Here is a 20,985-nt window from a genome sequence, read left to right as displayed (position 1 = left end):
GATGACGCTCGCCATGAATACCGACACGACCGCTGCCTCCGCCCGACGCTACCGCTCCGCAGGTCGCGATCTCGCGGGCATCGCCATAATCATCCTTCTTGCCGCCATCGGCTACCTGCTGTTTCCCGACAACCTGGCGCTTTTGACGCGCATCATCGCCATTGCGCTGCTGGTCTTGTCGCTCGACCTCGTCACCGGCTATTGCGGCATTGCAACGCTTGGCCACGCTGCCCTTTTCGGCAGCGGTGCTTATGCAGCGGGGATCGTGTCCGCTCATTATGGCATCACCGATCCGCTGCTGATGACGCTGGCGGGCATCGTCAGCGGCGCGGTTGCGGGGCTGATCTGCGGCGCGATCATCCTGCGCGCCCATGGGCTGCCGCAGCTGGTGCTTTCGATCGCACTGATCAACCTCTTCCATGAGTTCGCCAACAAGGCCTCGTCCTGGACGGGCGGCAGCGATGGCCTCTCCGGCATTTCCACCGATCCCCTGCTCGGCTATTTCGAGTTCGATCTCTATGGCCACACCGCCTATGTCTTCGGCGTCGTGCTGCTCCTCGTCGTCTTCGTATTGCTGCGTCTGCTGGTGCGCTCTCCCTTCGGCATGCTCTGCCGCGGCATCAAGGAAGACCCGCTGCGCATCAAGGCGATGGGCGCATCGCCAAAGGTCGCGCTGACGAAGATGTATGTGATATCGGGCGCCGTCGCCGGCGTCGGCGGGGCGTTGACGGCGATCTCGACGCAGGTCGTCGGCCTCGACAGCCTGTCCTTCACGCTTTCGGCCGAGAGCCTCGTCATGCTCGTGCTCGGCGGCACCGGCTCGCTGTTCGGCGCGCTCTCCGGAACCGTCATCTTCATGCTCTTCGAGGATTACGTCTCGGCCGCCAATCCCTTCCACTGGCTGACCATGGTCGGCGCGCTGTTGATCCTCGTCGTTCTTTTCGCGCCGAAGGGCATCTACGGAACGGCCGCGGCGCTGCTTTCGCGACGCAAGGAGGCCGCCGAATGAACGCCGTCTTTGAAGTCGCCAACCTGAAGAAATCCTTCGGCGGTCTGGCCGTCACCAACGACGTTTCGATCTCGATGCATCCAGGTGATCGCGTCGCGCTGATCGGACCGAACGGCGCAGGCAAGACCACCTTCGTCAACCTGGTCACCGGCAATCTGGCGCCTGATTCCGGCGATGTCTGGCTGGGCGGCGAGACCGTCACGCGGGTGGATGCGGCCGGCCGCGTCAAGCGCGGGCTGGTCCGCTCGTTTCAGGTCACCCGGCTCTTTCAGGACATGACGCCCGCCGAGCATGTCGCGCTCGCCATCCTGCAGCGAGATGGACGCACGGGCCGGATGTTCGGCAACTTCCTGTCGATGCCTGATGTCATGGACGAGGTGACCGGCATGTTGCACACGCTGGGCCTCGATAACCTGATGCACCGCAAGGTCAACGAGATCGCTTACGGCCAGCAGCGCCTGCTGGAGATCGCCGTCGCCATGGCGCTGAAACCGAAGGTGCTGCTGCTCGACGAACCGGCGGCCGGCGTACCGCAGAGCGATACGGGACGCATAGAACAGGCGCTGGCCGACCTGCCCGCCGATCTTGCCGTGCTGATGATCGAGCACGACATGGACCTTGTCTTCCGCTTCGCCAAGCGCGTCATCGTGCTCGCCGCCGGCGCCATCATTTTCGACGGCTCGCCCGCCGATGTCACCAAGGACGCCCGCGTGCGCGAGGCCTATCTCGGGAGCTATGCCAATGCCAGCCACGTCGCTTGAGGTCGAGAACCTGTCGGCTGGATACGGCCCGACGCGGGTTATCGAACATGTTTCCTTCTCGGTACCGGCCGGTGCCCGCCTTGCCGTGCTTGGCCGTAACGGCATGGGCAAGACCACGTTGCTCGCAACGCTCGCGGGACAGACGAAGCGCTATGATGGTCGCATCCGCCTGGGCTCCGCCGACGTTTCGGCGATACCGAGTGCTGCGCGGGCACACCAGGGACTGGGTTATGTGCCGCAGGCACGCTGCATATTCCCGACGCTGACAGTCGAGGAGAACCTCTTCGTTGGGCTCAAGGGGCGCCCAAAGACGGCGATCGAAGAAGCCTACCAGATGTTTCCGCGCCTCAAGGAGCGCCGCCGCAATCTCGGCAACCAGCTCTCCGGCGGCGAACAGCAGATGCTCTCGACGGCCCGCTCCATTCTCGGCCGCCCCTCGGTGCTGTTGCTGGACGAGCCACTGGAGGGCCTGGCGCCCGTCATCTGCGAGGAACTGATGTCCGCTTTCGCCGAACTCGCGCGGACGGGCGACATGACCATCCTGCTCGTCGAGCAGCGCATCCAGAGCGCGCTGGAATTCGCTGATCAGGTCATCATCCTTGAGCGTGGCAGATTGGCATGGAGCGGCACGCCGCAGGCGCTGGCTCAAGACCACGACGCCGTCGAGCGGCTACTGGGTGTGGGCGGCCTGCACTGAGATGAGCGCCTTTCGGCGCTCTGTCAAAGGTCCATGACCATCTCGTGCCAGGCCACGCCGCCATGATCAGAGGCGGATGGCTGCGTGTACCGGTAGCCCATCTTCGCATAGAGGGCCACATGCTGCTCTTTGCACATCAGATGAATGCTCTTCTTGCCAGCGTCGCGCATTTCCCGGATGAAACGTTGCATGAGCAGCTTAGAATAGCCCTTGCCCTGCTCGGCCGGATCCACAACCACCGACATGATGACCACATTCGGCGCCGCCGGATCGTGGCCAATTAGCTCCTTGAACGCCTCGTCGGACATGACAACGTCAAATGCGCAACCACTGTTGATAAAGCCCGCGATCCTGCCTTCCGCCTCAAGGATCAAAAAGCCTTCGGGATATTGCGCGATGCGTGTGGCGATCTTCTCCAACGTCGCCGCCTCATCGCCTTCGTAGGCGGTCGTTTCAATCTCAAAGCATCGTGCAGCATCGGCTGGAACAGCGTGGCGGAAGGAGGGGCTGGCGGTCATGGTGTAGTCCTATCGGTTTCCCGGTTTGCTTAGCAACTTTCGGATGGCTGCGCCATGACGGCGTGTGAGCAGGCGCGGGGACGCGTCTTTTGGGCTCGCTTGTGTCGGATATGTAAACGCGTGCGTTTGCGATCGTCATCTACCAGGCCATTGACAGCAGTGAACTCTTTTTATAACCATCCGGTCGGAAACAAATGGAGATCACATATGGGAAGAAAGCGCGTCATTGATCAACAGGCCATACTCGATGCCGCGGAACGTGTGGTCGGGCGAGATGGTGCCGCGAACCTGACATTGGACGCTGTCGCCAAAGAGGCTGAGGTCACCAAGGCGAGCGTCCTCTATGACCATAAGTCGAAGCAGGCGCTGATCGAGGCCGTTGTCGACCGCGCCTTCGAGCGCGATAATGCTCACCATGCCGGGCTCGAAGCGCAGTTCCCCGATGAAGCCGATCGAGCAATTCGCGGTCGCATCGCTGCTGCTGCAGAGCCACCTCCAGAAGAGTTTCGTGCCGTTGCGCTAAACCTGAGCGCTGCGCTTGCGCTGGATGCAAAGCTGCGCGGGAAGATGCAGGACAATCAGGCAGCGACGGTCGATCGTATTCTCGAAACGTCGCCATCTCCGCGTGGCGCGCTTCTCGCCTATCTCGCTCTGGAGGGGCTGAAGTTCCTTGAGCATCTCGATTTCCATCACTTTGCTCCGGACGAGCGACGAAGGCTTCTTCGAGAGATCAACTGGCTCGTGACGGCCAAGACCGGAGAAGCGGATATCCCCGAGACATCCGCGAACTGATCCCAACAGCACATTAGGTGTACGACATGATTGACAAAAGCATTGCCGCAGCCGCCGCGGCCACGGATAAGTACGTCCCGTTTAGACGGATATTTGTAACCGGCGGCAGCGGCTACGTCGGCCGCAACCTGATCCGACACTTCGTCGCGCGCGGATTCGAGGTGGTGGCTCTTGTTCGCAGCGAAGCATCCGAACAGGTCGTACGGACACTCGGCGCGATTCCCCATCGCGGCGATATTCTGGGTGGCGATCTCGTTGCGCCTATGGTTGGTTGCGAGGCACTTGTACATGCGGCTGCGGATACCGACCACGGCCCCGCCACCGAGCGCCAGCGGCAGGTGAACGAAGCGGGCACAAGGGCCGTTATGGAGGCTGCCAGTGCGTCTGGCGTCAGAAAGGCCGTTCATCTCAGCACGGAATCGGTGTTCGCCACCGGAAAGCCCTTGGTCAACGTGGACGAGACCCTGCCTCTGCCCCGCAAGTTCGCGGGCGGTTACTCACGTAGCAAGGCGGCGGCGGAACGGATCGCTCTGGATTTCAATTCCCTGGAATTGCCGGTAGTCGTTCTGCGTCCCCGATTCGTTTGGGGTCGCGACGATACGACCGCTCTGCCTGCTCTAGTCGACGCGGCACAATCCGGCAAATTCGCTTGGATCAGCGGTGGCAATTACCTGACCTCGACAACCCATATCGCCAACCTCTGCGTCGCCGTAGACCAGGCGCTCGCGAATGGGCGTGGCGGCGAAGCTTACTTCATCTCCGATGGAGAGCCTGTCGCATTCCGGACCTTCGTTTCGGCGCTGCTGCAAACACAAGGGCTGAGTGTAACCGAAAAGTCCGTGCCGCGTGGCGTCGTCAGGACTGTCGCGGCGATCGGTGACCTGCTTTCCCGTCTGTCTGGTGGCAAGATCGTGCCCCCGTTGACGTTGCAATCCTATGCAACGTCGGCAGTGGAGATTTCACTCGATATCAGCAAAGCCCGACGAGAACTCGACTATAGGCCGGTGATCTCAAGGGAACAGGGGTTGGGAGAGCTTCGAACCGATCAGCACTGGTAATCTTCAAGCGCGTTCATTGTCTGGTGTGCCCGTCTTGATCCAATGCGCCTTGCCGCGCAGGAAACAAGGTCGCAGCGAGCGTGGCCCGCAGAGCTCGCCAATGAACCATTCCTTATGCGTCAATCGTCCAGGAGATGGGCGCCGCGTCCCCAATGCGGCGGCATGCCGTGGTCACTCATTGACAAGGCTTCAGTGCGGCAAATATCTCGCGGAGCTTTTCATTGATGGAGAGACAGGATGCACCTGAACATATGGACTGCGTTTGCATTGGCTTCCTTGATGGCGCTGACAGCGTCGCCGCCGACTCCGGCCTATGCCGTGACCGTCAACATTCACGTCGGTTCCGATCTCAACTTCGGCCGCGCGATCAGTTGCAGACAAGGGCAACAACTCCTTCAGAACCGCGGTTTTCGCAATGTCCGGCGCGTCGATTGCCGCGGCCGAGTGTTCATTTATCATGGAAGGCGCGGCAGCAGCGATTTCGAGATTGCGCTGAGCGCCCACACAGGCCGCGTGATCCGCATGACAAGGCTGCGCCGATAGCCATCTGTTCAACATAGCTTTATTGGAGTTTGCCATCACGTTCGCTCGGCGCGCCCAGGATTTCCGCTATCCAACGCGTCGAGGAAAACCGTGCGCAGAAGGTGAGGATCGCGATCGTGATCGGCACGCCGATGAAGGCGCCGAACACACCCCAGACGAACGACCAGGAAAAGACCGAAAACAGCACCAGGAATGGCGACATCGCCAGCGCGTAACCCGCAACGCGCGGCTCGATATAGCTTCCGATGACGAATTGTATGATGTTGAGCCCAGCGAAGATGAGGATCGCGGCTTCCGGTGAGCCGAATTGCGCAAGGGCATAAGCGCTTGGCAGCAACGTTGCCACGAATGGCCCCATGAACGGGATATAATTCAGCGTAAAGGCGATGACGCCCCATTCGGCGGCAAAGCGCAGCCCGAAGAGCGCGGACAACGCCCAGACGAGCGTGCCGGTGGCAAGGCTCATCACCGTGCGCACGGCCATGTAACGCCGCAGCTTGGCTGCCGTCTGCAACGCGCCGCCGATGATTGCGTCGGCCTTCTCTTCGCTCAGAGCCTTTCGAATATTGCGCGCGACGGCCTCTGTGTCGAGCAGCCCCAAAAGCACATAAACGACCACGACGATCCAGAAGGAGATCATCGTGTTCAAGCGAGCCGTCGCCCTCTGCAGCACGCGGAGCAGCGAACTGAAGTTGAAGTAGTCCGCCCAAACGCCGGCGATGACGATGCCGTGCCCGTCGAGCCATTGGACGAGATCGCCATAGAGCAGCTGGAAGCGAGCGGCATCGCCGACGACCGAGCGGCCGATGCGCCCGAAGCCCCAGGCGGATATGGAGGCGAGAGCGATGAAAACGCAGACGATCACCGCGACCACCACCGCAAGCGCCAACAGCTTGGGGAGAGCCCTTTGCAGGCTCTGCTGGAGCGGCCAGACGAGACCGATGATGAAAAGCGCGCCGGCAACGGGAGCGAAGACGCTGGCAGCCATCCGGAGAACGCACAAGACCGCTATCGCAGCAAGGATCGCCAGGAGAGTGATAACCGCTCGGCTATTCATCCAGTCGACATCCCCTCCGATTGCCTTCGAGCGACCATCCTCACAAATATCATTGGGCGAGCAATCGGTTGCCTGTCCCAAAAGCATGCCTGACGTCTCTAATCTGCGTGATGATGAACTGGTCGCGGCCGCCCGCCGTCCTGCCGACACCTAGTTGAATGGCCAGATTCGCGGGACCAGGAAGACGGCCACGATGAAGAACCACGCCATCAGGGGCGTGCCGAGTTTCCAGTAGTCGCCGAACCGATAGCCGCCCGCGCCCATCACCATCATGTTTGTTGTTGTCGCGATCGGCGTCATGAAGGATGCGGATCCGGCGATGCAGAGGCTCATCAGCACCGGGTGCGGCTGGATATGCATGGCGGAGGCCGCCGCCATTGCGATCGGAATAACCAGCATCGTCGTCGCCGTGTTGCTCATGACCTGCCCCAACACCGCCATGAGCACGAAGAGACCTGCCACCAGAGCGCTCGGTCCGGCCGAGCCGAGCACGGAGACCAGTTCGTCGGCGATGAACTTTGCCGTGCCTGACTGTATCATCGCGGTCGAAATCGGCATCATCGCGCCAATGAGGATGACCGTCGTCCAGTGAACGGCGCGGTAGGATTGCTCGACGGTGATCGCGCCGGAAGCAACAAGCACGCAGGCGCACAGGATGCCCGCGACGGCAGGCGGCACGATGTTCGATGCCAACATGACGACAAGCGCCATGAGCGTCGCCACCGCGACCTTGGCGCCCGGCCCCATCGGCACGGCATGGCGGCGAACGAGATCGGGGGAATCGACGACGAGCACATCGGGATCATCCAGTCGTAGATCGAGCGCTTCCCAGCTACCTTCGAGCAGAATCGTGTCGCCGGCCTTGAGCTCAGGGTTGGCATAGTCGATCTCCGCGCCGCCGCGATGCACCGCCAGGACGACGAGGTCGCCGCTCTCAGTCGCAAGACCCGGAAACATCGATTGACCGATCAGCTTGGATCGCGGCGGGATCATCACCTCGGCTAGACCGGACCTGCGATTGAATGCGGTGCTGCCACCCCCTACCGGCGCATCCTCGCGAACCGCCAGATGGAGGCGGGCGGCCATTTCGGCGACCGCCTGTGCGGTGCCGCGCACGAGCAGATAATCGTCGGCCACCATCGGCCTGTCCCGCACCGGAAGACCGGACGCGGCGGCTTGGACGGCCATCACCTGTATGTCGCTAGCAGCACCCAGATCGATCTTGTCAGTGCGCAGCCCAACGAGAGGCGAGTCCCGGCGAACGCGGAGCCGGAAGAGGCCATCCTCAAGGCCGTAATGTTCGACCAGCGTCTGGGCGTGGCCGCTGAAATCGGCGGGCAGCCGTGCATTCGTCTGCTGGGGAAGCAGATACTTGCCCAGCACCAGGACAACAAAGACGGTTCCAGCGAGAAGTGGAACGCCGACAAGGGCGAACTCGGTGAAGCCGAAGCCATCAAGCCCGGCATCTTCAAGCGCCTCCGAGACGAGAAAATTCTTGGGGGCGCCCGTCAACAGCAGGTTCGCCCCGGCATGGGCGGAGAAGGCCAAGGGCATCAGCAATTGCGCGGGCGACTGGTTTAACCTGACCGCCGCGAACACCGCGACGGGTATCAGAGCCGCCACGGCCCCGCTGCCGCTCAGAAGCGACGTCAGGCAGCCGACAGCAATCATGAGAACGAGCAGAAGCCGGCTGCGGTTGTTCTGGCCGGCGAGCGAGATGAGGGCTTGCCCGCACCACGCGGTAACCCCGGTTCTCTCAAGCGCTGCACTGACGATGAAGAGGCTGGCGACGAAAAGGACGGCGCGATCGCCAAAGCCGGCCAATGCCTGATCCAGCGTTACGAGCCCTGTCGCCCATAGTGAAAGCGCCGCCGCGAAGGCGACGGCGATGACGGGCAGCCTGTTCCACGCAAAAAGAACGATCGTCGCGAGGATGATGCAGCAGGTCGTCTGGATCGGGGTCAAGCAGGGCCTCCCCGTCTAGCGCGCCGGCATCGATGAAACCTCCCATGCATGGCGGCGTTACGAGGTTGCCGCTGGCGCCGTATCCGCTTCTGCCTGGGCGGCGGACAGCGCTTCGCGCAAGGCGGCTTCCCTAGTCTCGTCGAAGGACGTCTGCAAAAGCTCGCCGCCAACGCCCTTGAGATCGGCCAGCACCTTGTCAGTCGTCATTTTGCGCACGAGCAGGAAGAGCCCCGCCGTGCCGGGCTGTAAGGCCGACGCCGCCTTCTTCATGAATTCATCGTTGATGCCGACATCGCTGAGTTGGCCGGCAAGGGCGCCGGAAGCAGCACCCAGCGCAGTGCCAACCAGAGGCATCAGGAAGATCGCGCCGATCACCGTTCCCCACAGGGCGCCTGAGGCAGCACCGCGTGCAGTGAGATTGACCATCTGATTGAGCTTGATCTGCGCCTTCTCGTTCTTCACGACGACGACGGCGTCTTCCAGTTCGATGAGATATTCCTGCTGCAGCGACAGCACCTTCTGCCGCACCTCTTCGGCCTTTGCTTCCGTTGGGAACCCGATGAAAATCAGATCGCTCATGTCCGCACCCTTTTGCTGAAAGTCGACCGTCGGCGATACCCACGCACGCCCCGCACCTACGCTAGCAATTGCCGCGACAATAATGATGCGCGGCGAATCCCAATATTGCGCCGGTCGTCCCATTTTCTGCCGGGGCGTCTCATTGGCTGGTCGCCATGTCGAAGATCAGTATCGGCGCGGCAACCGCAAAGGTCGCGGCGGCGCCGATAGCATCGACCGCCGTCGTGGGCCTTGCGACATCAGCGTCCGAGATTTGCTGCCCCTGCACCAGCCGATCGCCTATCAGCCGAACGGCCTCGGGGCTGGTCGCGAATAGCGCGTGATTGACCCGATCGCCCGAACTCAATGCGCTCAAATCCAGCACCGTGACGCCCTGCAAATCCGAGAGGGCCTGGCGATAGTCTTCCTGCGAAGGGTCGATGCCGCCAAGACGGGCATCTCCGCGCGCAATGAACCGCGACAAGCGCAGCGCCAAATCGTTGCGCGCGACGAAGATCGTGATCTTGGGCCGCTTCGGCCCCATATCCTCCACCTGCCGGCGAAAGACGCCGACATCCAGATCCGGGGACGCGAGGATGAGGCTAGAGACCTTGCTCGGCACGCCGCCGCGGCGCAGAGCGACCTGCCTGATCGCCTCGACCGTGAGCCATGCGCCCATGGAGTGCGCGAGCACCACCACCTCGTTGATCGATTGGCTGTCGATCGCTGCCTCAAGCAGGTTTGCCAGATCCGATCGCGAGTAGGATGCGTTATCAAGGTCGCGCTTGTAATCGAGAAACCGTCCGCGCGACGGCCATGAAAAGAGGATCGGGACAGCATCCGCATCTGAATCGTGCACGAGTTGCGCGAAGCGGAAAACCGCGCGATCGAAGGTCGTGCTGTAACCATGGACGAAGACAAAGGCGCGCCGTTTGTGGGCGCCTGGAGCACGAAACGCGGCGGCGACATCTTCACGCTTGATCGGGATTACCGATGTCGCGGCGAAGGTGCGTTCGGGATCGCCGGGAGAGCGGCGCGGCAGTTCAAGCGTGCCGGCCTTTCGGTTTGGCGGAACGGAAATCCCGATCCGGGTATAGGACACGGACGTGCCCCGTTCGCCGCCGTAGAGAACCGCAGGGTCCTCGACAGGCGCCCGCGTCGTCGCCGCGATGAGCGTGATCTGATCGGCATCTTTTGCCGGATGGGTCACGCTCAGCAGTCCCGGCTGCGGGCCGGCGCATGTCACAAGACATGCGTTGAGAGCCAAAACCATGAACAGCCGCCGCCAGCGCATCTTTACCTCGGCACGTCAGGGCGGCGATACGAGACCGCTTTGCCAGCACGCGTGGTCACCATAACAAATACTCGCTCCGCGCCCCGTCACGTTCACCTGTTTCCAGACTTCACGCGGGGTCAATAGCGCCAGCCCCGAAATCGAATGAAGGCCGAATACTCCGGGACGCACAGCGTAGCTTCGGGACGCCCGGCTCATGACATCTAGTATCCTCCGGCTCATCCTGTGGGACGATTTCATATGCTCTGATCGGCCATCATTGCCTTTGAAATCGCCTCAAGATCGGGTCTTCTCAAAGGGATAGTGGAATTGAGTCCGGTAGCCCTCGTTGCGATCATCGTCGCTGCAGCGATCGTTCTCTTTGTGTGGAACAGGCTGCCGGTCGCGGTTGTCGCAATGCTGGTGTGCTTGTCCCTATGGGCGTCGGGGATCCTCAGTCTCGACCAGGCACTTGCGGGCTTCGGCGATCCAGTCGTCATCTTCATCGCGACGCTCTTCGTTGTCAGCTCGGCGCTCGAGATTACCGGCGTGACCGCCTGGATCGGCAAGCACCTGATCCGTGCAGCAGGCGAAAAGAGCCGCACCCGCTTTCTCGTTTTGATGATGAGCCTCGTGGCGATCCTGGCAATGTTTGTCGGGACGACCGGCGCCGTCGTGGCGCTATTGCCCGTTGTCATCGTGATTGCAGTCCGCCTTGGCCGAAAGTCCTCGCAACTTCTCATGCCGCTTGCCTTCGCGGCGCATGCCGGCTCCATGCTGGCGCTGACCGGTACGCCGGTGAATGTCCTTATCTCCGACGCCGCCATCGACGCGGGTTTCGCTGGCTTTGGCTTCTTCGAATTCGCGCTGGTTGGGCTTCCGCTGCTCTTCGGCAGCATGGCGATCATCATGCTGCTTGGCCAGCGCCTTTTGCCGCAACGAAACGGCGCAGCCATCCCCGCGGATTTCAGCCGGCACGCCCGCACGCTGGTCGAGCAATATGGATTGGGCAATGACGTCCACCGACTCCGCATTCGCGGCTCTTGCCACTATGTCGGCAAGACGCCATCGGCAATCGAGGTCGCGCGCAACGAGGGAATGCAGCTGGTAGCAGTGCACGAGGGCGACACGGCGTGGCCGATCAGCAGGCCGCACATCGCCGAAGGCGACCATGTTCTCCTGCGCGGCGATGCCGATATCGTCGCGAAGTTCGCGGCGGAGACGCACCTGTCCTTCCGCGAACAGACGGCGGGCGCCGACGACATCCTCTTCACCCACAAATCGGGGCTGGCCGAGGTGGCGATCCCGCCGCGATCGGGCCTGATAGGGCAAAGCGTCTTTCCTGGCATGGTGACCGAGAGCGGTGACCTGATCGTCCTCGCCGTCCAGAAGGCGGGCGAGCCGGTAGGTGACGTCGAGGCGAACAACCAAACCGGCGCGGTCGTGCTCGGCGCCGGCGATACAATGTTGTTGCAGGGAACCTGGAAGGCGCTGGACACGCGCCTCAGCGACCCGGATGTACTGACCGTCGGCTCCCCGGATCTCGTTCGCCGGCAAGCAGCGCCAATGGGCGGCGACGCAAGGCGGACCGCCGCGATCTCGGCTGCGATGATCCTCCTTCTCGCGACCGGCCTGGTGCCGCCCGCCGTGGCAGGCTTGCTGGCGGCTGGAGCAATCCTTCTGTCGGGAATCCTGACAGCGGAGCAGTCCTATAATGCGATCGGCTGGTCGACGGTGGTGCTCGTCGCGGCGATGAAGCCGCTCGGCACCGCGATGACGGAAACCGGCGCCGCGCAACTCGCCGCCGACCACCTTCTCTATATTCTCGGGCAGAGCAGCCCGACCATGCTTCTCGCGGGTCTGTTTCTCCTGACCGCGCTGCTCGGACAGTTCATCAGCAACATGGCGACCGCCTTGATCGCGATCCCGGTCGGGGTTGCGGCGGCGGCCGGCATGGGCATTTCCCCGCGTCCCGTGATGATGAGCATCGCCGTCGCGGCATCGGCAGCCTTCCTGACGCCGATAGCAGCGCCGGCAAACGCCTTGGTCATGGGGCCCGGTGGCTACACCTTCGGTGAGTATTGGAAACTCGGCTTGCCGCTGCTTGCCTGGTTCTTCGTCATTGCCGTCTTCATCGTTCCGCTCATCTGGCATTTCTAGGTCGAGAGCGATGCAATCGTGTTTTCTGTGCCCTCAAGGGCGTCATTACAGGTCATGTCGCGGCCACGCAGATAGGCCGCAACGCAAAGAAATCAGGGAGGAAAACCCATGCTGCGGATGGGAGAAAAGTATCGCCACCTTATTCACGACGCGGGCTGCGGCTGCTCGCATCCCGACTTGCAGAGGGCCTCGCGCCGGCTGGAAGCCTTCTCACGACGTGATCTGCTATCAGGCCTGGCCGCGACCGCCCTGGTGGGCGCCCTGCCCGCGCAGGGTCTGGCACAGACGGCAGCCAAACCAAACAAGACCCTCTTGAGCAACGCCCGGCTCTTCGACAGCAAGGCCGGCACGGTTGTCGATAATGTCCAGGTGCTAATCAGCGACAACCAGATCGCCGATGTCGATCGCTCCCGTGCGCCCCCGCCGGAGGGTGCGACGGTTCTGGATTGCCGAAACGGCGTCATCATGCCGGGTCTGATCGATGCGCACTGGCACACGATTTTCGCGGCGGTGCCGCTCAACCTGCTCCTCGGGGGGGACCCTGGCATCGTCTTCGCCGCCTCGACCGCCGAAGCGGAGCGCACGCTGATGCGCGGTTTCACCACGGTGCGCGATCTCGGCGGCCCCGTGTTCTCGTTCAAGCAAGCGATCGACGCCGGCCTCATCCCCGGACCCCGCATCTATCCGTCCGGCGCCATGATCACCACCTCAGGCGGGCATGGCGACCTGCGTCTTCCCACCGAGATTCCGAGGGACGGAAACAAGCTAAGCAGCGGCGAACTCTTTGGAGGCGCTGCGATCGTCGACGGTGTAGCCGAGTTGCAGCTTCGGGTACGCGAGCAGCTTCTGCAGGGCGCATCACAAGTGAAGATCGTCGGCGGCGGCGGTGTTTCATCGCCGCGCAGCCCGCTTGATATGATCACCTTCAGCGAGGACGAACTGCGCGCCGCGGCCAGCGTTGCTGCGGACTGGAACACCTATGTCGCCCTCCACGCCTACACGACCCGCGCCGTTCAACGCGCCCTGCGCGCGGGCGTGACCTGCATCGAGCACGCTCATCTGATCGATGAGGAGACAGCGATCATGATCGCCGAAAAGGGTGTGTGGCTCAGCACCCAGCCCTTCCTGACGATGGCGGACGCAGCGTCTCAAAGCGGCCCCGGCGTCGAGCGCGCCAAGCAGATCTTCCTCGGAACCCCGACGCTCTATCAATATGCGCGCAAGCACGGCATCAAGACCGCCTGGGGATCGGACGTGCTCTTTTCTCCGGAACTCGGACCACGGCAGAATATCATGCTGACCCATTTGAGCAACTGGTACAAGAACGCCGAGGTGCTGCAGATGGCGACATCAGGCAATGCGCAGCTGCTCGAACTCTCCAACATGCGCAACCCTTACCCCGGCAAGCTCGGCGTTGTCGAGAAAGGCGCTCTGGCGGACCTGGTGGTCGTCGATGGCAATCCGACGGAAGACCTGACCCTGGTCGAAAATCCGCAAAAGAATTTCCTGGCGATCATGAAGGATGGGCGGCTGCACAAGAACAGCCTTTAACACAGCGGACCTTTCACGAGCGGGGCGAGCCAGATCCCAGCTCCTCCCACATCCGGAAACACGTTAGCCGGGAAAATGGACGCGCTTTGCGTCTTCCTTTTACATAGCAAGAATTGTATTAGTGATCTTCGCTTTAGGTTTACCTTCTGCACACAGTCAACATTGCCGTCATGGTGCAAATCAGCTTCCCTCCGAGGGCACCACCGCCTGCGTCGATACTGGTCACTTCATGCTTGCTTAGTCTTGTGTTCAAGGAGCGACATCATGAATGCACGGGTAGAATTGGGGTCGACATCCGCCGCGGCTTTCGCGGACGAACCGCTGAGATGCGCAATCGAATGTGATACTTCACGCGCTCGCGCGCTGCGCCGCATGCCTGCGAAAGCGAGGGGCGGTTGATCGCGCTCTTTCTGCCATACAACATGGTTGATGCGTCCCTCCACCCGGAGATCGCGGACGACGACGCTGAGTTCCTCGCCGACTATCTGATCCTGCTGCATCACAATCTCACTCATCTGCGCCGAAGCAACGTTGCGAGGGTCGCCGAAGCGACCATACACATGCTCGCAGCCGTGCTCGCGCCGTCGCACGACAAGCTGGCACAGGCACAGGCTCCCATCGATGCCGTGATAACGACCCGCACCATCAGGGAGATCGATGCCAAGCTTGCCGACCCGGGCCTAAGCCCGGAGTATCTGTGCAAGAGTGTCGGCGTATCGCGCTCGCGCCTCTACCGGATTTTTGAGCCCGCTGGCGGAATCTCCAATTATATCCGTCGAAAACGCCTGCTTGAGACCCGCCGTGCACTCGCCGATAGCGCCAATGTGCACTCGATCGCGCAGATCGCGGAGAACATGGGCTTCACCGATCCATCGACCTACAGCCGCATGTTCAAGCGCGAATTCGGACTGTCGCCGAAGGAAGTGCGGGCGCTGGGCTGGCAGGGAATGCTGCATCCGGGCTCGCTCAAGATGGATCAGGCAGGTGGCAGCAATCCCACATTGAACACGCTGCTAATCAGCAACTCTCTTGGCATGTCGATGGACAACTGACGATTTTGGCGAGATTTCGTTCCTTCCGCGTGGTGAGGCAGAAATGGACACTCTGCACAGGATTGGGATGGAATGCATATATTCAAACCGGAACATATGAATAGAGTTGCGTGATGTCGACACGCAATTGCAACTAGTAATGTCCTGCCTGAACTCAGCTTTCTAAGTTCGACCAACGTGCTTCCCCGTTCGTCTCGGCCAGCGCCTTATTGCTGATGAGCCGACGCTTCGTGATCGCCATCGAACAAGGAGTAATGCTTATGAACGCTGGAAGCGCATTGGCGATCCGCCACACCGTGCCTCTAAACACGCGCGACATCCGCCCCTCCACACAACCAACCTTCTGTCAGACATAGATGCCCAACAGCAGGATGGATCATGCAGCACGACAGCAACATTGCCGGCAAGGACGAGGCCCAAGCTCCCCTCACATGCGTCGTCGACATCGACACATCCGCCGCGCCCCCCGCCGAACAGTTTGATCTCTACCGATCGTGGAATTCCAATCTCGGGGATGTCACGCTGCTGCGTGAAAAGTTCAGCTCCTTCGCCGCGCATCAGCAGGTCTGGCAGCTGGGAAGCCTTGCGCTGATGTCGCTGGATTACCGGGGCACCGGTTATCGCCGTCGGTGGACCAACAAGAAGGATCCCGTTTTCGATCACTGGATCCTCAGCGTCCCGCTGACGGTCTCGGACAATGGCGGCCCGAGCATCCCCGGCCAGCTGCACTGGCATTGCCTTGCAGCGCCCTACGAGGCGGAAGGCGAGGACGATGGCGCGCTTGCGCTGCTGCTTCCCCGAGACTTCGCTTTCTCGCAACCCTATGACCTCGCCATTCGCCCCGAGATGGCAGCGCTGATCGTGGATTACCTCCAGCTACTGCACCGCTCGCTTCCCAACAGGATGGAGCGCGATGCCGAACATATCGCGGTCGCGACGACCACATTGCTCGCCGCCTGCCTCGCGCCATCGCGCGATCACCTTGCCGAAGCCGAGGGGCCGATCAACGGCGTGATCATGGCGCGCGCCAAGAAGCTCATTGCCGCGCAGCTTGCCAAGCGCGATCTATCGCCGGAAAAGCTTTGCCGCGATCTGAACATCTCGCGGTCCCGGCTCTATCGGATTTTCGAGCCAAGCGGTGGCATCTCCAATTACATCCGCCGCCAGCGCCTGCTGCGCACCAGGGACATCCTTTCCGACGACACGGACAGGCGCTCCATCTCGCTGATTGCCGAGGAATGGGGCTTCATGGACCCATCGACATATAGCCGAACCTTCCGGCGCGAATTCGGGATGACGCCTAAGGAAGCCCGCGAGACCGGATGGCTGAAGATCAACGAGGCGCCGAGACTTTCCGCCGCCCATTTCGCCGGCGGCCCGCCTTGGAGCTCTCTGCTGGCGAGCAGCGATATAGCGAACCGCTCTTAACCGCTCCCGGAAACATCTTCCTAAGCCCGCCGGACCACTCGCGGCGTCGTTCGCGTTCGTGACAACGTGGCTACTTGCTCGTTGCTGAGTTTATCCCAGCGTCGTGCACAGTATCCATTTCTGCGACAATGAGCGTGAAACCACTGTTTAAACGGTATTTTCCGCTTTCCGGGCCATGCCCTGCAGAAATAAGCTTCGAGCGCTGCCGTCGGAGCGGAAGGTCTGAACTCGCGTTCCATCCACCGCTTCGGCCATGGCCATTGACGCTTTCAGGAGTGTGACGGATGGGAATTCCTGGCAGATTTTCTGGTGTCTTTCTCGCCTCGGTCATTGCAGCCTCGCATTCAATAACCGCACAGGCTCAGGATGTGCCGAAAGTGGCGACAATCACCGTTGCAGTTGAGGACGTTTCACCGAAGCACGAATTCGTCGGGCGCGTGGAAGCGCTGAATGCCGTCGACATCCGTTCCCGGATTGACGGCTTCGTCGATCAGCGGCTGTTCGAGGAAGGCGCCGTGGTCGACGAGGGCCAGGAGCTCTTCAAGATCGACAGCCGGGCGCTTGAGATCGCACTCGCCGACGCCAATGCCAACCTTGCCCGCGCCAAGGCGACACTGCTCGACGCCGAGCGCCAGATGGTACGCAACCAGTCCCTCAACCAGACCGTTGCGCGCGCAACGATCGAACAGAGCGAAACCGCGCGAGACACCGCCGCAGCCAACCTGCAATCAGCGGAAGCAGCCGTCAAGCAGGCCGAGCTTAATCTCAGCTACAGCCGCATCGTGGCGCCTTTGAAGGGGCGGATCGGAACTGCTGCCTTTTCCCCGGGCAGCTTCATCACCACCGCCTCACCCGCACTGGCGCGTGTCGTGCAGATGGATCCCGTGAGGGTGGTCTTTTCGGTGAGCGACCGCTCATTGCTCGATCTGCGCGAAGCCGCCGGCAATGTTAGCAAGGATGAGCTGGCCCAGCGCTACCAGACGCGTCTGAGGCTTTCCAACGGACAGATCTATCCGCAGAACGCACCCATCGCCTTCCTCGGAAACGAGGTCGATGAGGGGACCGGTACTCTGGCCGTCCGCTCGGTTTTTCCAAACAGCGACTTCCTGCTGATCCCGGGCCAGTTCGTGACCGTCGTCGTCTCCGAGACCGCGCGGAAGGAACGACCCACCGTTCCGCTGGGGGCGGTGCAGCAGGACCGTGAGGGCAAGTACGTGATGCTGGTCACAGCTGACAAGAAAGCCGAGGAACGCAGGATCAGCGTCTCCGAGCAGCGAGAGGGAAGCTGGATCGTCGAGGACGGACTGAAGGGTGGTGAAAGCGTCATCATCGAAGGGCTTCAGAACGTCGCCGCGGGGACCACGGTCGAAATCATCGAGGACAAGAACGCGTCCCAGCCGGCGGTGGCGAAATGAATATTTCCGCTCCCTTCATCGGCCGCCCACGCTTCGCGATGGTGATCGCGGTCGTCATGCTTATCGCCGGCACGGTTTCGCTCATGCAGATCCCGGTCGCGCAGTTCCCGCAGATCACGCCGCCGGAAGTGCAGGTTACCGCCAGCTATCCAGGCGCCAATGCGCAGGTGATGACCGACAGCGTCGGCGCGCCGATCGAAGAGCAGGTCAACGGCGTCGAGGGCATGATGTACATGTCTTCCTCAAGCTCCGACAACGGCACCTACAGCCTGACCGTGACCTTCGAGGCCGGGACCGATCCCGCGATTGCCCAGGTCAATGTCCAAAACCGGCTCGCTCTGGCGACCCCCCGCTTGCCGGCAGCGGTCACGCAAGCGGGCGTCACGGTGCGCAGCCGCTCGTCGAGTATGCTGCTCGGCCTTGCGCTCTATTCGCCGAAAGGCACTCGCGACGAAGTCTTCATCAGCAACTACGCGACGATCAACATCCGCGACGCCATCTCCCGCCTTCCCGGCGTTGGCGAAGCCGCCGTGTTCGGGCCGACCTACAGCATGCGCATCTGGATGATGCCTGATCGCATGGAGGCGCTGGGCGTCACGGCGGCCGACCTCATGACCGTCATCCGAGCCCAGAACGCCCAGGCATCAGCCGGGCAGATCGGCTCGCCTCCGGCGATGACCGGGCAGCAGCTACAGCTCACGGTGACGGCGCGCGGACGGCTCGCGGATGCCGCAGAGTTCGGCAACATCATCGTTCGCAGCAACCGCGATGGCGGTGTTGTCCGGCTGCGCGACGTCGCGCGGGTCGAGCTCGGCGCCCAGTCCTACGACACGGCTTCGACGCTGAATGGCCGTCCGAGCGCGACCGTCGTCGTCTATCAGGCATCCGATGCCAACGCGCTGGCGGTGTCGAACGCCGTGCTTGGCGAAGTCGAGCGACTTTCGAAGCAGTTCCCCGATGATGTGGCCTACACGCTCGTCTTCGACACGACCTCTTTCGTGCGCGAAACCATCCGCGAGATCTTCATGACGCTCGCCATCACCTTCGTGCTCGTCGTGGCCGTCGTCTACGCGTTCCTGCAGGACTGGCGCGCCACCGTCATCCCGACGCTCACCATCCCGGTCTCACTGATCGGCGGCTTCGCGGTTCTTTATGTTCTCGGCTATTCGGCGAACACGATCACACTCTTCGCCGTGATCCTGGCAATCAGCCTCGTGGTCGACGACGCCATCATCGTCGTGGAGAACGCCCAGCGACTGATGAGCGAAAAGGCGATGGACATACGAGCCGCGACGCTCGCCACCATGCAGCAGGTCACCGGACCGATCGTCGCGACCACGCTGGTGCTCGCCGCACTTTTCGTCCCGGTGGCCTTCCTGGCTGGCATCACCGGCGAACTCTACCGCCAGTTTGCCGTCACCATCCTCGTGACCGTGGTGTTTTCGACGATCAACGCACTCACGCTGAGCCCCGCGCTCTGCGTCCTCATTTTGAGGCCCGCCCCTGAACGCAAGACGGGCCTTTTCGGGCGGATGAACAACGGCCTGGAGGCCTCCCGCCGCTTCTATCTCGGGCTGTTTACGATGTTTGCCCGCCGTCTCGTCCTGGCCGGCGTGCTCTTCGTCGCCGTTATCGGCGGGATCTACGGCTTCTACCGCGTTCTGCCCACCGGCTTCGTGCCGGCCGAGGACCAGGGCTATCTGTTCATGAACGTGCAGCTTCCCAATGCCGCCTCGTTGGAGAGGACGCAGCAGACGATTACGCAAGTCAGCGCTCTCCTGCAGCAGACCCCCGGGATCGCCAACACGATCGGCATCGCTGGCGTCAGCATGGTCGGCGGGGGCGGATCGAACAGCGGCATGATCATTTCCGCGCTGGAGCCATGGAGCGAGCGCCCCGCCGACCAGAGCGCCTTCGCGCTCATCGCCAAGCTACGCCCGCAACTGGCGGCCATCTCCACCGCGTCGATCGTGCCCTTCAACCCACCCGCCATCCCCGGCCTCGGCACGACAGGCGGCTTCGACTTCCGCCTCCAGGCGCGCGCCGGTCAGAGCCAACAGGCGCTCGCCGAGGTCATGCGCGACCTGATCATCCAGGCAAACCGAACGCCCGGCCTTGCCGGCGTGTTCAGCACTTTCTCCGCCGATGTGCCGCAGGTCTATCTCGACATCGACCGAAAGCGGGCCGACCTCTACAGCGTCTCGCCGGCAGCGATCTTCAGCACGCTGCAGGCACATCTCGGATCGGCCTATGTCGATGACTTCAACATCTTCTCGCGAGTATATCAGGTGCGGCTGCAGGACGAGCCGGCCTACCGTCAACGCATAGACGACATCCAGCGGCTCAGGGTGCGCAGCCAGTCCGGTGAACTCGTTCCGCTGCAGAGCATGATCTCTATTCAAACGATCTATGGGCCGAGCTCGGTCAACCGCTACAACCTGTTTTCATCGGCCGCGATTAACGGCCAGGCAGCGGCCGGCACCAGCTCCGGCCAGGCACTCACCATCATGGGCAACCTTGCCAATGAAACCATGCCTGACGGCTTCGGCTTCGAATGGACCGGGCTCGCGCTTCAGGAGCAGCAATCGGGCAACGAGACCGTGATCATTCTGATCGCCGGCATCGTCTTCACCTATCTCTTCCTCGTCGCGCAATATGAAAGCTGGAGTGTGCCCGTTGCCGTCATGCTGTCGGTCGCGGTCGCGGTGGTCGGCGCACTGGGCGCGCTCGTGGTCGGCGGGATCGATCTCAACATCTACGCCCAGATCGGCATGCTGTTGCTGATCGGCCTTGCGGCCAAGAATGCGATCCTGATCGTCGAATTCGCCAAGGAGCGCCGCGAGGAGGGGATGAGCACGCTGGACGCGGCCTCCGAAGCGACGTCCCAACGGTTCAGACCCGTGCTGATGACAGCACTCGCCTCGATATTGGGTGTCGTGCCGCTGGTTATCGCGACAGGCGCCGGTGCGGGTAGCCGCCAGGCAATCGGCGCCACCGTTCTAGGCGGCCTGCTCCTCGGTACCGTGCTCGGGCTTGTCGTGATCCCGGTTCTTTACCTGGTGGTTCAGACCATTCGCGAAACGCTCAAGCAACGGCTCTTCGGCGTCGAACCCGATCCGGTCAGCAACGTCGCCGCGGAATAGATACT

Annotated in this window: 17 protein-coding genes; 12 read left to right on the top strand and 5 right to left on the bottom strand. The window is 62.1% G+C overall.

The genetic code is table 11. The annotated features are described in order from the left end of the window. Position 1 precedes the first annotated feature (1 nt). From J5286_RS23930 to J5286_RS23920, 3 genes are read left to right on the top strand one after another with little or no spacing between them, the layout of a single operon-like run. Positions 2-1,009: a branched-chain amino acid ABC transporter permease gene (locus J5286_RS23930; protein WP_209192250.1), complete on the top strand. Its 1,008-nt coding sequence runs from the start codon at positions 2-4 to the stop codon at positions 1,007-1,009. Beyond that, complete coding sequence (locus J5286_RS23925; RefSeq protein ID WP_209192248.1) at positions 1,006-1,770, top strand: ABC transporter ATP-binding protein; 765 nt, start codon at positions 1,006-1,008, stop codon at positions 1,768-1,770. Before J5286_RS23930 ends, J5286_RS23925 begins: the two co-directional genes overlap by 4 nt. Beyond that, positions 1,751-2,467 carry an ABC transporter ATP-binding protein gene (locus J5286_RS23920; RefSeq protein ID WP_209192246.1) on the top strand — a complete coding sequence of 239 codons (717 nt, stop codon included), beginning with the start codon at positions 1,751-1,753 and terminating at the stop codon, positions 2,465-2,467. Before J5286_RS23925 ends, J5286_RS23920 begins: the two co-directional genes overlap by 20 nt. A gap of 23 nt (positions 2,468-2,490) precedes the next feature. On the opposite strand, the gene J5286_RS23915 is transcribed toward J5286_RS23920, so the two are convergent. After that, entirely contained in the window at positions 2,491-2,985 is a 495-nt protein-coding gene (locus tag J5286_RS23915) for a GNAT family N-acetyltransferase (protein ID WP_209192244.1), read from the bottom strand. A gap of 207 nt (positions 2,986-3,192) precedes the next feature. Between J5286_RS23915 and J5286_RS23910 the strand changes: the two genes are divergently transcribed. From J5286_RS23910 to J5286_RS23900, 3 genes are all read left to right on the top strand, one after another. Then, a complete protein-coding gene (locus J5286_RS23910; RefSeq protein WP_209192242.1) occupies positions 3,193-3,777 on the top strand; it encodes a TetR/AcrR family transcriptional regulator in 585 nt (194 codons plus the stop codon). Between the two features lie 26 nt (positions 3,778-3,803). Continuing rightward, positions 3,804-4,835 (top strand): NAD-dependent epimerase/dehydratase family protein, encoded by a 1,032-nt coding sequence (locus J5286_RS23905; RefSeq protein ID WP_245206513.1) that lies wholly within the window; start codon positions 3,804-3,806, stop codon positions 4,833-4,835. 237 nt (positions 4,836-5,072) lie between these two features. Continuing rightward, positions 5,073-5,378 (top strand): hypothetical protein, encoded by a 306-nt coding sequence (locus J5286_RS23900; protein WP_209192240.1) that lies wholly within the window; start codon positions 5,073-5,075, stop codon positions 5,376-5,378. Positions 5,379-5,397: 19 nt separating this feature from the next. Here J5286_RS23900 and J5286_RS23895 read toward each other — a convergent pair whose 3' ends face one another. The 4 genes from J5286_RS23895 to J5286_RS23880 all read right to left on the bottom strand — a co-directional run bounded on the left by J5286_RS23895 (position 5,398) and on the right by J5286_RS23880 (position 10,231). Continuing rightward, positions 5,398-6,435 (bottom strand): AI-2E family transporter, encoded by a 1,038-nt coding sequence (locus tag J5286_RS23895; RefSeq protein WP_209192239.1) that lies wholly within the window; start codon positions 6,433-6,435, stop codon positions 5,398-5,400. A 150-nt stretch (positions 6,436-6,585) separates the two neighbouring features. After that, the gene (locus J5286_RS23890) at positions 6,586-8,400 is read right to left on the bottom strand and encodes an SLC13 family permease (RefSeq protein WP_209192237.1); all 1,815 of its coding nucleotides are present in this window, start codon (positions 8,398-8,400) and stop codon (positions 6,586-6,588) included. A gap of 57 nt (positions 8,401-8,457) precedes the next feature. Next, positions 8,458-8,979, bottom strand: coding sequence for a DUF1269 domain-containing protein (locus J5286_RS23885; RefSeq protein ID WP_209192235.1), 522 nt, complete (start codon positions 8,977-8,979; stop codon positions 8,458-8,460). 139 nt (positions 8,980-9,118) lie between these two features. Next, complete coding sequence (locus J5286_RS23880) at positions 9,119-10,231, bottom strand: alpha/beta hydrolase (RefSeq protein ID WP_245206512.1); 1,113 nt, start codon at positions 10,229-10,231, stop codon at positions 9,119-9,121. Between the two features lie 330 nt (positions 10,232-10,561). Here J5286_RS23880 and J5286_RS23875 point away from each other — a divergent pair, with 330 nt between their 5' ends. The 6 genes from J5286_RS23875 (at position 10,562) to J5286_RS23850 (ending at position 20,980) form a co-directional block, all read left to right on the top strand. After that, positions 10,562-12,391, top strand: coding sequence for an SLC13 family permease (locus J5286_RS23875; protein ID WP_209192231.1), 1,830 nt, complete (start codon positions 10,562-10,564; stop codon positions 12,389-12,391). Positions 12,392-12,499: 108 nt separating this feature from the next. Further along, the gene (locus J5286_RS23870; RefSeq protein WP_209192229.1) at positions 12,500-13,942 is read left to right on the top strand and encodes a metal-dependent hydrolase family protein; all 1,443 of its coding nucleotides are present in this window, start codon (positions 12,500-12,502) and stop codon (positions 13,940-13,942) included. 395 nt (positions 13,943-14,337) lie between these two features. Next, positions 14,338-14,994: a helix-turn-helix domain-containing protein gene (locus J5286_RS23865; RefSeq protein WP_209192227.1), complete on the top strand. Its 657-nt coding sequence runs from the start codon at positions 14,338-14,340 to the stop codon at positions 14,992-14,994. 378 nt (positions 14,995-15,372) lie between these two features. Next, a complete protein-coding gene (locus tag J5286_RS23860) occupies positions 15,373-16,422 on the top strand; it encodes a helix-turn-helix domain-containing protein (RefSeq protein WP_209192225.1) in 1,050 nt (349 codons plus the stop codon). A gap of 377 nt (positions 16,423-16,799) precedes the next feature. Next, a complete protein-coding gene (locus J5286_RS23855) occupies positions 16,800-17,837 on the top strand; it encodes an efflux RND transporter periplasmic adaptor subunit (protein ID WP_348529286.1) in 1,038 nt (345 codons plus the stop codon). Then, on the top strand, positions 17,834-20,980 hold the full coding sequence (locus J5286_RS23850; RefSeq protein ID WP_209192223.1) for an efflux RND transporter permease subunit: 3,147 nt from the start codon (positions 17,834-17,836) through the stop codon (positions 20,978-20,980). The genes J5286_RS23855 and J5286_RS23850 overlap by 4 nt, the downstream gene beginning before the upstream one ends. Positions 20,981-20,985 lie beyond the last annotated feature (5 nt).

Origin of the sequence: Rhizobium sp. 16-488-2b (assembly GCF_017741815.1) — a bacterium.
In the GTDB taxonomy this organism is placed as follows: Bacteria; Pseudomonadota; Alphaproteobacteria; order Rhizobiales; family Rhizobiaceae; genus Rhizobium.
The sequence above is the reverse complement of the archived record's forward strand: the minus strand, read 5'-3'. Positions and strand labels throughout refer to the sequence as shown.

What these genes read in the sequence shown, in the direction of transcription:
- J5286_RS23905 (WP_245206513.1), top strand. Translation starts at nt 3,804, where the DNA reads ATGATTGACAAAAGCATTGCCGCAGCCGCCGCGGCCACGGATAAGTAC.
- J5286_RS23850 (WP_209192223.1), top strand. Translation starts at nt 17,834, where the DNA reads ATGAATATTTCCGCTCCCTTCATCGGCCGCCCACGCTTCGCGATGGTG.
- J5286_RS23930 (WP_209192250.1), top strand. Translation starts at nt 2, where the DNA reads ATGACGCTCGCCATGAATACCGACACGACCGCTGCCTCCGCCCGACGC.
- J5286_RS23870 (WP_209192229.1), top strand. Translation starts at nt 12,500, where the DNA reads ATGCTGCGGATGGGAGAAAAGTATCGCCACCTTATTCACGACGCGGGC.
- J5286_RS23900 (WP_209192240.1), top strand. Translation starts at nt 5,073, where the DNA reads ATGCACCTGAACATATGGACTGCGTTTGCATTGGCTTCCTTGATGGCG.
- J5286_RS23920 (WP_209192246.1), top strand. Translation starts at nt 1,751, where the DNA reads ATGCCAGCCACGTCGCTTGAGGTCGAGAACCTGTCGGCTGGATACGGC.
- J5286_RS23895 (WP_209192239.1), bottom strand. Translation starts at nt 6,435, where the DNA reads ATGAATAGCCGAGCGGTTATCACTCTCCTGGCGATCCTTGCTGCGATA.
- J5286_RS23860 (WP_209192225.1), top strand. Translation starts at nt 15,373, where the DNA reads ATGCAGCACGACAGCAACATTGCCGGCAAGGACGAGGCCCAAGCTCCC.
- J5286_RS23880 (WP_245206512.1), bottom strand. Translation starts at nt 10,231, where the DNA reads ATGGTTTTGGCTCTCAACGCATGTCTTGTGACATGCGCCGGCCCGCAG.
- J5286_RS23925 (WP_209192248.1), top strand. Translation starts at nt 1,006, where the DNA reads ATGAACGCCGTCTTTGAAGTCGCCAACCTGAAGAAATCCTTCGGCGGT.
- J5286_RS23885 (WP_209192235.1), bottom strand. Translation starts at nt 8,979, where the DNA reads ATGAGCGATCTGATTTTCATCGGGTTCCCAACGGAAGCAAAGGCCGAA.
- J5286_RS23910 (WP_209192242.1), top strand. Translation starts at nt 3,193, where the DNA reads ATGGGAAGAAAGCGCGTCATTGATCAACAGGCCATACTCGATGCCGCG.
- J5286_RS23915 (WP_209192244.1), bottom strand. Translation starts at nt 2,985, where the DNA reads ATGACCGCCAGCCCCTCCTTCCGCCACGCTGTTCCAGCCGATGCTGCA.